The following is a 12,543-nucleotide window of genomic DNA, read 5'->3' on the forward strand; positions in this document are numbered from 1 at the left end:
GTGGTCTTCTGTTCTTGACCAATCCCCAAATCCCTATAATACGCTCCTCTTATGACTGACCTGAAACACATCCGCAATTTCTCGATCGTGGCCCATATCGACCACGGGAAATCCACGCTGGCCGACCGCCTGATCCAGGAGACGAACACCGTCGCCGATCGGGATATGAAAGAGCAGATGCTCGACAGTATGGATATCGAGCGCGAGCGCGGCATCACCATCAAGGCCAACACGGTGCGGATCGAATATACCGCCGAGGATGGCGAGAATTACGTGCTGAACCTGATCGACACGCCGGGCCATGTTGACTTCGCCTATGAAGTCAGCCGCTCGATGCGCGCGGTCGAAGGCTCGCTCTTGGTGGTGGACAGCACCCAGGGGGTCGAGGCGCAGACACTGGCCAATGTCTATCAGGCGATTGAAGCGGATCACGAGATTGTGCCGGTTCTGAACAAGATCGACCTGCCCGCGTCGGAATGTGACCGCGTGGCTGAACAGATCGAGGATGTGATCGGCATTGATGCCTCCGGCGCCATTCAGGTCTCTGCCAAAACCGGGGTTGGTATCCGTGAAACGCTTGAGGCGATTGTCACCGAACTGCCCGCCCCCAAGGGCGACCCGGATGCGCCGCTGAAGGCGATGCTGGTGGACAGCTGGTATGACTCCTATCTGGGGGTGATCGTTCTGGTGCGGATCATCGACGGGAAGCTGAAAAAGGGCGAACGCATCCGCATGATGTCGACCAACGCCGTTTACCCGGTGGATCGGGTTGGTGTCTTCACCCCCGAGATGAAGCCGATTGACGTGCTGGGCCCGGGCGAGATCGGCTTTCTCACCGCCTCGATCAAACAGGTGCGCGACACCCGCGTGGGTGACACGATCACGCATGAGAAAAAGGGCACAACCGAGGCGCTGCCGGGCTTCAAACCTTCGCAGCCGGTGGTGTTCTGTGGCCTGTTCCCGGTCGACAGTGCCGAATTTGAAGACCTGCGCGACTCGATTGAGAAACTGGCGCTGAACGATGCCTCCTTCTCTTACGAAATGGAAACCTCGGCCGCCCTTGGCTTTGGCTTCCGCTGCGGTTTCCTGGGGCTTTTGCACCTCGAAGTGATCCGCGACCGGATCGAACGCGAATACAATATCGAGCTGATCACCACCGCGCCCAGCGTGATCTACCACGTCTATATGAAAGACGGCTCGATGATTGAGCTGCACAACCCCGCCGACATGCCCGACCTCTCAAAGGTCGATCATATGGAAGAGCCGCGCATCAAGGCCACCATCATGGTGCCGGACGAATATCTGGGCGACGTGCTGAAACTGTGCCAGGACCGCCGCGGTATCCAGATGGATCTGACCTATGCGGGGTCGCGCGCGATGACGGTCTATGACCTGCCATTGAACGAGGTGGTGTTTGACTTCTACGATCGCCTGAAATCGGTCACAAAAGGGTATGCGAGTTTCGACTACCAGATGGAGGGCTACCGCGAGGACAATCTGGTGAAGATGTCGATCCTTGTGAATGATGAGCCGGTGGACGCGCTCTCGACCATGGTGCACCGCGACCGCGCGGAAATGCGCGGCCGGGCGATGGTGGAGAAACTGAAGGACCTCATCCCCCGCCACATGTTCAAAATCCCGATCCAGGCGGCGATTGGCGGCAAGGTGATCGCGCGCGAGACGCTGTCCGCGATGCGCAAAGACGTGACCGCGAAATGTTATGGTGGCGACGCGACCCGGAAGAAGAAACTGCTGGAGAAGCAGAAGGCGGGTAAGAAGAAGATGCGCCAATTCGGGAAAGTGGATATTCCGCAGGAAGCTTTCATTAGCGCGCTGAAAATGGACAATTAAATGAAAAGGGCCTCGCAAGAGGCCCTTTTCATTTGGTGGGCGACAGCGAATTTGGCGCAATTGAAAATTGCGCCAGTGCGCGAAAGCGAATTACGCAGTAAATCGCGTGCGCACCCCCTGCATGTTCTGCGAAACCCAAGCGGCAATCACCGCCCAAAAAGCCCCGCCATACACGCAGCTTTTCTACGGCGCACCTCCCTCAAAACCGCCCCGTCCGGTGGCACACCGGGCAGCGCCCGACCCTCCCCGTCAAACCGGCAAAACGGAGGGCGCCTTTGCAACGGTGCAAGTTGGGTCAGCGTATGTTTTGGGGTGGCCGGGTGCCAAACAGGCCTGTCCCTGCGCCCACCCAAGGTCCTGCGCTGTCCTGACGGTCCAGAGTGAAAAGGGCCGCGGATGCGGCCCAAATCTTATTTCTCTTTGCGAACACCTTTGAAGGGTTTCTTATCAGACTTAACGTCCATAAACCTGCCAGTGCTGGTGTCGCGTTTTACGTAGTGGCCAGATGGTGTCTTGGTTTGAGAGCGCCCCTTGACCATGCCTTTGCGATGCCCATCGCCTGTGGGAGGGTTGGTTGCCATTCGATATTTTCCTTATTGGGTGTGGCAGCTGGGGCAACAATAGTAGCAACCATTTACTTGGCTGTAATAGTCTCTAGCCTTGGTGACTGCCGGCGCACAGCTGCTGTAGTCACCAAGATAAATCCGATTTTCGGATTGAGGCATCCAACTACACCCTGTTGTGTGAACTTCGTGGTCACCGTTTGCTTGGGCATTTTTGTTAACGTAGTAAAGGGCCAATTGCGGCTCTCCTTTTGCAATTTGCAAAGGCCGCTTGACTCATTCGTCCTGAGTTGATTCAATCAGGTTGCACTCGAACTACCGCTGCGACCTTCTATCGGTTGCGGTTCTGGAGTGAAGCGTCACCTTGGTTGCAGCCTTGGTGGCGCATTTGATTATCCAGCTGTCAGAGTGATAATCCAACAGGCGGTCTTGTGGTGTCAAGAGGTGCAGGGTGTAAATATCGCAAAAACCCCTATGAGGGGTGTTTGTTGCCCCTTATTACCTCTACATTTTGTATAGTGTCAAAGAATATTTCCCAAAAAGGGCAATTTTTTTCCGTCAGATTCTACCATAGAGGTAAATTCGCCCTCGGCTTATTAACTTTCTGTTAATATTGGTTGCTAAATGCAACTTATTTTGAGGGCGTTAGCTCGGAAGGTTTGGTTGCGCCTGAATGAAACCCGCCCCGCAGGGGCAGCGCCCGACCCTCCCCACGGGAGGGCGCTTTTGCGAGGTTGCAAGTTGGATAAACGTATGGAGTGTTGTGACCGGGTGCCAAGCAGACCTGTCTCTACGCCCACCTAGGGTCGGGCGCTGCCCCTGCTACGCAACCTCACCACCCCCACCACCGCTTCCACCACACAGGCCGCGCGTCCCCCACACTCCCTTCTGAGGATTGCTCGGTCTCCGTGTCTTCCTCCTCCCACGACTTGATCTCAGCCTCGATCCGGGTGAGCATTTCCTGTTCCTCGGCTTTCTCCGCCGCCTCTTTCGCAATCACCTCCGCCTCAAACAGCGGGCGTGTCCACCCCGTCCGGGCGACCCATGCGGCGCCGTGGCGGTGGCCGGTTTCGGGGTTCACCGGCCCGTAAAGCTCGTAATCCTCATCGGCCCAGATCCGGTGCAATTCGTTGATCGTGACCAGCGCCACCACCGGTTTGCCGTGGCGGGTGATGATCATCCGCTCCTCGCCATTCAGGGTGCGTTTGATCATTTCGGTGAGGTTGAGGCGCACGTCGGTCAGGCGGACGTAGAGGGGCGGCAGGATTGTGGACATTCTGGGCCTTCAAAAGTTTAAAGTTTCGGTTTTTTGCGGGGGAAAACTTGCAAATCCGCCCCTGATGCTCGTTAAAGAGTTTAAAGTTTTGATGAGATGAGCGAACGGAGCCCCCCAATGTCCTGTCCCCTATGTTCGGCCGATGTGGCCATGGTGAAATATGATGTGAGCGGTGGTCCCGAGGGCGCGGCGGTTGAGGTCTGTGCCACCTGTGCCGGGCAGCTTTCAGGGGATCTGGATCCGGCGCATTGGCGCGGGTTGGCGTCCGCCATGTGGTCCGAGGATCCTGCGGTTCAGGTGATTTCTGCCCGTGTTCTCAAACGGTTAGGGGAAGGCTGGGCGCAGGACCTGCTGGATCAGCTGTATCTTGATGAGGACACGCAGGCCTGGGCCGACAATGTGCTGGACGCGGTGGAGCATCGCGACAGCAATGGCACGCGGCTGGCGCAGGGCGACAATGTGGTGCTGATCAAGGACCTGCCGGTCAAGGGGGCGGGGTTCACGGCGAAACGCGGTACTGCGGTGCGCGGGATTTCTCTGGTGCCGGATAACGCGGAACATATTGAAGGGCGCGTGGAAGGACAACGCATTGTTATACTTACGAAATTTGTGAAGAAGAAGTAAGATGAAGTCGCCGTTGTTCAAGCTGGTCATGACCTTTTACGGCATTATCGGGTCCACCGTGGCCTCCGTGCTGGTGGTGCTGGCGCTGGTCAATGGGATCACCGGACTCTGGCCGCTTTTGGCGGCGGCGGCGGTCGGATTTATCTTAGGGTTTCCCGTGAGTTACTATGTCGCACGCGCAATGATGGGTGACTGATCCAGATCAAGGAAGGGGCGGTTGGAGCGCGCAAGAATTCCCGAAATTGAATATTATTCATGAGGGATCGCCATGCTCCGCCTTACCGCCGTCATTTACACCTTGCTTGGTGCAACGCTTGCCGGAATATTCATCGTGGTCGCGCTGACCATGGGGTTTGATACTGGCAAACCCATTGTTTATTCAGCGATTTTGGGATTCATCCTTGCGGTGCCCGTGTCTTGGATCGTGGCCAAACAGCTCAGCAATCTTTCCTGATCCGGCCCTACCGGGCGCTTTACCTGCCAGGGCCTCTGGCGGATCAACCAGCTGTCTCACCTGCATAGCGGGTGGGCGGCTGGTTTTTTGATTTGGATATCCGGTGTGGGGGAATGGAGAGTGGCGACCCCGGAAGGACTCGAACCCTCAGCCTATTGATTAGAAGTCAATTGCTCTATCCAGTTGAGCTACGGGGCCGCAGAACGGTCATCTGACCGCATGTAACACTCTCATTGCTTTGCAACATCATGAAATCATTAGGGTAATCTGGAGGGAGCGTGTTTGGTGCCCCCCGTCGTCTGCCCGGCTTGACCTGCCATTGCGTTGCTGCAGGGCCGGTGTAGCAGATCCGAATTTCGCTGAAAAGCGCCTTTCGGACCGGGGGCATTATGGGACGGGAAATTTGATGGTCACGAGGTCAGAAGTGTTTCTGAAGGGCGCATGAATGGGCGATGGAAAATATTCCGAAAAAGGAATATCAACGCGACGGAAACCCTGCACTGCCACGTTTGAACAGATGCGCCCCTTTCGGAGATAAGATATGAACGTCAAACCCCTGTTGATCCTCCCGCCTCTGGTCCTCGGTATCGCGGGCTTTCTTTGGATGACATCTGGTGCCCCCAAGCAGGTGAAAGAGGCCAGTGAACATGCGCTGGCTGTTCGGGTGATGGAGGTGACTGAACAAACCGTCACCCCGTCTACAATCGCGTATGGGCGGGTGAAGGCCGAGCATAGCTGGTCCGCGCTGGCAGAGCTGTCCGGGCGGGTGGTGTCGGTGTTGCCTGGGCTTGCAGAGGGCAAGATGATCCGTGCGGGGGAGGTTCTGGTTGAGATTGACGCCACCGATTACCAGATCGGTTTGAGCAAGGCAGAGGCCAATCTTGGGGCCGCGCAGACACAGCTTGCACAATTGCAGCGCGAGGAGCTTAACACCCAGCGCAGCCTGGCGCTGGAGACCAGCAAACTTGCCATTGCCGAAGCTGAGTTTGAGCGGGTTCAGGCCCTGGTCAAACGGGGTGCCAGCACCGAAACAGCGTTGGACAACACCCGGCGCAACCTGCTGGCCCAACAGGCGGCCACCACCAATCTGACCAATGCGCTGGAGCTTTACCCGACCCGGCGCCAGACCACCGAAGCCACAATTGCCATCCGTGAGGCGGAGGTGGCCGAAGCAAAGCGTGCCCTGAGCAAGACCCGCATCCTCGCCCCTTTTGATGGGCGCGTGACCAAAGCGGCGGTTGAGCTGGGGCAGTTTGCCCGGTCGGGTGACGTTCTGGTGATACTTGATAGTGTGGAAGCTTCTGAAATTACGGCCGAAATCCAGCCGAGGTCCTTGGCGGGCCTGATCGAGAACGCTCTTGGAGAGATGCAGGCGCTGGACCTGCAGGGGGTGCAGGATGTTCCCGTGGCCCTGTTCGAAAAGGCCGGTGTGCGGGCGGAGGTTTCGTATCCTCATGCGGAGGATCTGGACCCCTGGCCGGCTGAGATTGTGCGGTTTCGGGGCAGCCGGGACAGCCAGACAGGTGCCATGGGTGTTGTGGTGCGTGTGACCGACCCGACCCGGCTGTCGTCTGAGGCGACCCGCCCGCCCTTGACCACGGGCAGCTTTGTCGCGGTGCGTTTCAGTGCAGCCCCCCGCCATAATGTTCTGGCGGTGCCGCGTGCGGCCCTGCATCAGAACGATGATGGATCGGCGCTGGCCTATATGGTGGACGCGGACAGCCGGTTGGAAATGCGTCCGGTCAGCCTGGGGGACGTGGTTGGACCGGATGTGATCGTGACCTCGGGCATGGCGCCGGGGGACCTGTTGGTTCTCAGCGATCCCCGCCCGCCGGTGCCGGGGCTGAAACTGACCCCGGTGCGGGAAGGGAGCATCGTTGCGGGTGCGGACCTGACGGAAGGGGACCAGTAACATGATCCGCTTTTTCGTAAGGCATCCGGTGGCCGCCAACCTGCTGATGGTGGCGATCTGCATCCTCGGGATCGGCATGATCTCATCAATCGAACGCGAAACCTTTCCCGAGTTTACCGCCTCCACCGTTGGGGTGAGTGCGATTTACCCCGGTGCCTCGGCGCGGGATGTGGATGAAAATGTCTGTGCGCCGATCGAGGATGCGCTGATTGGGGTGGAAGGGTTGGAGGACCTGACCTGCCTGTCTGTGGCCGGGCGGGCCAATGCCACGGCGGAACTGGTGGAAGGCGGCGACCTGACCCAGTTCTTCAATGACATCTTTTCTGCCGTGTCCGGCATCACCACCTTCCCGTCAGATGTGGAAACCCCCGCGGTCGAGGTGCTGGCCCGGTCCGACGTGGTGGCGATGATTGCGGTGTCCGGTCTGCCGACCCGGGCAGCCCTTGCGGATTATACCGATGGGCTGGCGGATCGTATTCTGGCGCTTCCGGGGGTGTCCAGGGCCAGCGTGTCCGGAATTACGGATCGCGAATTTCAGGTCGCGTTTGACGAGGCGACCCTGCGTCAGCATGGCTTGTCGAGCAGCGATATCACCGGTGCGCTCACATCGCGCAGCCTGTCGCGCCCGTTGGGGGATGCAGAGCTGAAGGCCGGGTCAATCACGCTGCGCTATGCGGATGTGCGCCGCTCGGTGGCAGAGCTGGAAGATCTGATCGTGTTGCAGACCAGCGCGGGGGCCGTGGTGCGCCTGGGGGATATTGCCTCGGTCACGCTGAGCGACAAGAACCCGGATATTTCCTCTTATATCAATGGGGTGCAGGCTGCGATCATCACCTTCTCGAAATCCAAGGAGGATGACAGCATCCGGGTTTACAATGCGGTTGAGAAACTGCTGGAGGCTGAACGGGCGACCTATCCCGACACGCTCTCCCTCAGCGTGATTGCCAATAATACAACCGAGTTGAACGAGCGTCTGGCGCTGATTGTCAAGAATATCGCCATGGGGCTGGTGCTGGTCTTTGCCACCATGTGGTTGTTTTTCTCGATCCGCGAAGCCCTGTGGATTTCCGCCGCCCTTCCGGTGTCGTTTCTGGGCAGCCTGTTTATCATGAGCGTGTTCGGGATCACCATCAATATGATCACGCTTGTCGCGCTTTTGATGGCGGTGGGGCTGATCATGGATGATAGCATCGTGATCGCGGAAAATATCGACAACTGGCGGCGGAAAGGGGCCAGTGCAACCGAGGCCGCCTGGCGTGGCACGGTTGAGGTGATGCCGGGTGTCGTGTCGTCCTTCCTGACCACGGTGGCGGTGTTTGGGCCGCTGATGTTCATGACCGGGCGGCTGGGTGTCATCCTGAAATTCATCCCGACCGTGCTGCTGATCACGCTGGCCCTGTCTCTGATCGAAGGGTTTTTGATCCTGCCGCATCACCTGAGTCATGCAGGCGGGGATGGGCCGGAAGGTCATGAAAACCGGCGAGCGGCGCAGATGCTTGAACGGTTCAAGGAAGGGGTGGTCCTGCCGGTGGCCGGCTGGCTTGCCAAATGGCGCTATGCCACGCTGGGCAGTGTGATTGCGCTTTTGATGCTGGCCCTCAGTCTTGTGGTTTCAGGCACGATCAAGGTGATCCCGTTCCCCTCCTCCGAAAGTGATACGGTCATTGCCAGGGTGGCGCTGACCGACGGGATTGCGCGGGACCGCACCATTCAAACGGTCGAACAGCTTGTGGCCGGGCTGACCAGGGTGAATGCCGATCTGAGCCCGAACACACAGGGGCAGGTCCCTCTCGTGGATCGTGTGCTGGTGGAATATGGCACCAATTCAGAGGTGAAGAACAACGGATCAAACACCGCCACGGTGACGGTGGACCTGCTGCCCAGCTCGCAGCGCAATGTCGCGGCAGATGACGTGGTTGAGGCATGGCGGCGGGCCACGGGGCCAATGCCGGATCTGGTGCAAAGCAGTTTTGCGCAATCGGTTCGCGGTCCGGCCGGGGCGGATCTGGATGTTGAGCTGCGAGGCCATGACCTGCACCAGCTGGAAACCGCCGCGTCTGAGCTTCTGGCCCGTCTTCTGGAGCGAGAAGACGTGATCGAAGCGCATCAGGATCTTTACGGGGGGCAGCAGGAATTGCAGTTTGCGCTGACCACCTATGGCTATGCGGTGGGGTTGACGCCGAAGATGCTGTCAGACCAGCTGCGCGCCGCTTTCGAGGGGGCAGAAACCGACAGTTTTCGTGTCAACCAGTCGAACCTGACCGTCCGGGCCCAATTGTCCGAAACGGTGCAGACCCTGTCCGAGCTGGAGCAGTTTCCGATCCGGCTGGCAGGTGGCGAGCAGGTCGCCCTGTCCTCGGTGGCTGAGATGAAGATGACCCGCGGCTATCCGGTGATCTCGCGCAAAAACGGCATGGCAATGGCGCGGCTGACCGGCCAGATTGACGGCAGCAAGGTCACCTCGGCGCAGATTTCCAAAGTGGTGACGGATGAGCTTGGCCCGGCGCTGGTGGCGAAATATCCGGGCATTGAGATCGGCATCGGGGGGGCCACGGAAGAGCAGAACAAAAGCCAGTCCTCGCTGGGCAAGCTGATGGGGCTGGGATTGATCGGGGTTTATATGATCCTTGCGTTCCAGTTCCGGTCCTACGCGCTTCCGCTGGTGATCATGGCCGCCATCCCCTTTGCGCTGGTTGGGTCCATCCTTGCCCATTGGGCGTTGGGGCTGGCCATCGCCATGCCATCGATGATCGGGTTTGCCTCGTTGTCAGGGATTGTCGTGAACAACTCGATCCTGTTCCTGACCTTTTTCCAGACCCATCTGGAGAAAGGCGATTATGAGAAGGCGGCGCTGAATGCGGCGCGGGCGCGGTTCCGGCCCATTCTTCTGTCCACGCTGACCACTTTTGCCGGGTTGGTGCCGATCATTTTCGACAGCAGCCCGCAGGTGCAGATCCTGGTGCCGCTGGTGGTCTCGGTGGCGTTTGGCCTGTTGGCCTCGATGGTGATGGTGGTGCTGGTGTTCCCGTCCTTGCTTTCGATCTATTTCGACTGGGCCTCACTTGCGCGCTGGACCCGCGCCTTTGACAAAGGCAGCGTGGATGAGGCGCTGGGTGTTGCCGGGGAGAAACCCGCAGGGTGATCGCAGATAACGCGACAAGAAAGGCCCGGCGACGGGCCTTTCTTTAATGCGCTTCAATATGTTGAGAGGATCACGCGCCGATCTCGTCGTGATTGGTCAGGCATTCGGAATGGTCACGCAACACTTCGATCACCCGACAGTCCCCGGTTCTGCCATGGCCGCAATCCGAGACCATGCGGGCCAGTTCCTGTTCCAGCGCCTGCAACCGCGCGATGCGATTGCGCACCTGCTCTAGCTGTTGTTGAGCGATATGGTCGGCCTCAGCGCAGGGCAGGGTCGGGTGATCTGAGAGTTCCAGCAGCGACCGGATCGCCTCAAGCGAAAAGCCAAGCTGCCGTCCGTGGCGCACAAAAGACAGGCGGTCGAGGTCGCCCTGATCATATCGCCGTTGCCCCCCCGCGCTGCGCCCGGGTTCTTTCAACAGGCCAATCTGTTCGTAATATCGAATGGTCTGCACCTTGGTGCCGGTCTTTTTTGCCATGGTGCCGATGGTCAGCATGGGGGTCTCCTGCGTGGGTCTGCTGGTCAGAAAACCACAAAGTTCGACAATGAAAAACCCGGCATCTTTCGATGCCGGGCTGATCTTGGACGGAATGCTTACACCCTGGTCAGATGAATTCTGCCTTGGCCGTTGCTTCCGGCTTTGCCACGGCCAGCGCCTCGGCCAGGTCCACGCTGCGGTCAAACAGGGCGCGACCGATGATCGTTCCCGAGACATGCGGCACATAGTGCAGGCGGGATACGTCGTCGATGTCGTTGATGGTGCCGCGCGCAATCACGGGTGCATTGGCCTCGCCTGCCAATTGCGTGATCAGGGCAAGCGTATCCTCGGCGTCCCCAATATCGGCATCGATATCGGTGATGAGGATTGCGGCCAGCGGATCGCCCTGAAAGCGGGCCAGAAAGCTTGAGGCGTCAAAGGCGGATTTGTTTTTCCACCCATCGCTGACAACTTTGCCTTCAAAGACATCCACGGCCAGAATGATCTGGTCCGGGTGCAGACGGGCCGCCTCTTTCACGATATCCGGCTGATAGACGGCGAGCGAGCCGACAACAATGCGTGCCGCGCCATGGTCAATCCACTCAGCGATCCGTTCCAATGTCTTGAAACCGCCCCCGATCTGCACCGGGATGCCCACCGTGCGGATGATCTCGCGGATGATTTCATCATTGCGATAATCGCCCGACATGGCGTCGAAGTCGGTGATCTGGATCGCTTCGGCCCCCGCTTCCGCATATTCCTGCGCGCGTTTAACCGGATCGACATGCCAGATCTGTGGCTCTTCGGTGCGGCCGCGATAGAGGCTGACACACCGTCCTTCAAGCAATTCGATCAACGGGTAAATCTGCATGGGCATCTTCCTTTCCAAAACTCGTGTATCGGGTTCACCCACAGCAGGCGCGATTTTCGCCTGCGCGTCGGATTGGAAACCGACTGGAAATAGGGCGAAACAGACAGTTTCACCTTAGGGGAGGGTCAGGAGAGTGTAGCAGAGAAACCTCGCGCGGGCGAATTCGGCGCGCCGGGCGGTGGGGCAGAGGGTGATTCCCCGTCTCAGAACACGATCACATTGCGTCGCGCGGCCCCGGTTCTGGTATCTGTGATGGCGTCGTTGATCTCTTCAAAAGACCAGCATCCTGAAATCAGTTCGTCGAGTTTCAACCGCCCCTGCCGGTAAAGCTCTACCATCCAAGGAATATCGCGTGAGATCACGACGTCGCCCATATAGCTGGCCTGAATGCCCTGCCCAAGCACGCCCATCACCACCGGTTCATATTGGGCCTTTTCACCCGAATGCGGCAGGCCCACCGCGATGATCCGCCCACCGGGGGCAAGAAAGCGATGGGCGCTGTCATAGGCGGGAATGGCGCCAACGGTGACAAACACCGCGTCCGCGCCGCCTCCTGCCGCTTTATAGGCCGCTTTCCACGGGGTGGGATCGCTGGCCAGAACGGCGGCTGTGGCGCCGAACTCTCGCGCCATGTCGAGCTTTTCTTCGCTCATGTCCACTGCGGTGATATGGGCGGCCCCAGCCAGTCGGGCCCCCTGAATGGCATTCAACCCGACGCCACCGGCCCCGATCACAACCACGTTTTGCCCCGGGCGCACACGGGCGGTGTTCACCACCGCCCCGATCCCGGTGATCACGCCGCAACCCAGAAGGCATCCGACCTGTGACGGGATGTCTTCGGGCAGCTTCACAACCTGCGCCGCCCCCACCACCAGCTTTTGTGCAAACGCGCCAGTGTCGAGCCCCTGCGCCAGCGCCGTGCCATCCGCGCAGGCAATCGGCCCTTGGGTCTGGTCATAGCGTTCCGTGCAGCGTGTGGGCTGGCCGGAACAGCAGGGCGTGCAGCTTTGGCACGACCGGATCAGCGTGACCACCACCTTGTCCCCAACCTGTAGCCCCGTGACCTCTGCCCCAAGGGCCGAGATGCGCCCCGCCGCTTCATGGCCAAAAACCGCCGGTAACGGGCCGCCCCAGGCACCATCCGCATATGAGATATCCGAATGGCAGATTGCCACCGCTTCGACCGTCACCTCCACCTCGCGCGAACCGGGGGCGCGCAGGGTGATATCTTCGATCACCAGATCCTTGCCGAACTCATGGCATATGGCGGCTTTGATTGTCTGCATCTCACGCTCCCTCGCGGTGTTTTCAATACTGTGCAAAGGGGGCGGGCAGGGGGCAAGGGAAATGGGCGTGACGTGGTGTCACG

10 protein-coding genes and 1 tRNA gene are annotated in these 12,543 nt (G+C 59.2%); 6 read left to right on the forward strand and 5 right to left on the reverse strand.

The genetic code is table 11. The features are described from left to right. Positions 1–51 precede the first annotated feature (51 nt). Positions 52–1,851, forward strand: coding sequence for a translation elongation factor 4 (lepA, locus tag XMD517_RS13390; RefSeq protein ID WP_173484964.1), 1,800 nt, complete (start codon positions 52–54; stop codon positions 1,849–1,851). Positions 1,852–3,246: 1,395 nt separating this feature from the next. Here lepA and XMD517_RS13395 read toward each other — a convergent pair. After that, positions 3,247–3,690 (reverse strand): type II toxin-antitoxin system Phd/YefM family antitoxin, encoded by a 444-nt coding sequence (locus XMD517_RS13395; protein WP_173484965.1) that lies wholly within the window; start codon positions 3,688–3,690, stop codon positions 3,247–3,249. Between the two features lie 117 nt (positions 3,691–3,807). On the opposite strand from XMD517_RS13395, the gene XMD517_RS13400 reads away from it, so the two are divergent. The 3 genes from XMD517_RS13400 (at position 3,808) to XMD517_RS13410 (ending at position 4,768) form a co-directional block, all read left to right on the forward strand. Further along, complete coding sequence (locus XMD517_RS13400; protein ID WP_173488051.1) at positions 3,808–4,314, forward strand: alkylphosphonate utilization protein; 507 nt, start codon at positions 3,808–3,810, stop codon at positions 4,312–4,314. Between the two features lies 1 nt (position 4,315). Next, a complete protein-coding gene (locus XMD517_RS13405) occupies positions 4,316–4,510 on the forward strand; it encodes a CTP synthetase (RefSeq protein WP_254449772.1) in 195 nt (64 codons plus the stop codon). 72 nt (positions 4,511–4,582) lie between these two features. Next, positions 4,583–4,768 carry a hypothetical protein gene (locus XMD517_RS13410; protein ID WP_055190246.1) on the forward strand — a complete coding sequence of 62 codons (186 nt, stop codon included), beginning with the start codon at positions 4,583–4,585 and terminating at the stop codon, positions 4,766–4,768. Positions 4,769–4,889: 121 nt separating this feature from the next. Here XMD517_RS13410 and XMD517_RS13415 read toward each other — a convergent pair. Beyond that, a tRNA-Arg gene (locus tag XMD517_RS13415) sits at positions 4,890–4,966 on the reverse strand. Positions 4,967–5,309: 343 nt separating this feature from the next. On the opposite strand from XMD517_RS13415, the gene XMD517_RS13420 reads away from it, so the two are divergent. Beyond that, a complete protein-coding gene (locus tag XMD517_RS13420) occupies positions 5,310–6,680 on the forward strand; it encodes an efflux RND transporter periplasmic adaptor subunit (protein ID WP_173484967.1) in 1,371 nt (456 codons plus the stop codon). 1 nt (position 6,681) lies between these two features. Further along, entirely contained in the window at positions 6,682–9,822 is a 3,141-nt protein-coding gene (locus XMD517_RS13425; RefSeq protein WP_173484968.1) for an efflux RND transporter permease subunit, read from the forward strand. 70 nt (positions 9,823–9,892) lie between these two features. On the opposite strand, the gene XMD517_RS13430 is transcribed toward XMD517_RS13425, so the two are convergent. The 3 genes from XMD517_RS13430 to XMD517_RS13440 form a co-directional block, all read right to left on the reverse strand. Then, complete coding sequence (locus XMD517_RS13430; protein ID WP_173484969.1) at positions 9,893–10,321, reverse strand: helix-turn-helix domain-containing protein; 429 nt, start codon at positions 10,319–10,321, stop codon at positions 9,893–9,895. A gap of 109 nt (positions 10,322–10,430) precedes the next feature. Continuing rightward, complete coding sequence (locus XMD517_RS13435) at positions 10,431–11,174, reverse strand: HisA/HisF-related TIM barrel protein (RefSeq protein WP_173484970.1); 744 nt, start codon at positions 11,172–11,174, stop codon at positions 10,431–10,433. Between the two features lie 203 nt (positions 11,175–11,377). Further along, positions 11,378–12,460: a zinc-binding dehydrogenase gene (locus XMD517_RS13440; RefSeq protein ID WP_173484971.1), complete on the reverse strand. Its 1,083-nt coding sequence runs from the start codon at positions 12,458–12,460 to the stop codon at positions 11,378–11,380. Positions 12,461–12,543: the final 83 nt, after the last annotated feature.

Source organism: Aliiroseovarius sp. xm-d-517 (genome assembly GCF_013283135.1).
Classification (GTDB): domain Bacteria; phylum Pseudomonadota; class Alphaproteobacteria; order Rhodobacterales; family Rhodobacteraceae; genus Aliiroseovarius; species Aliiroseovarius crassostreae.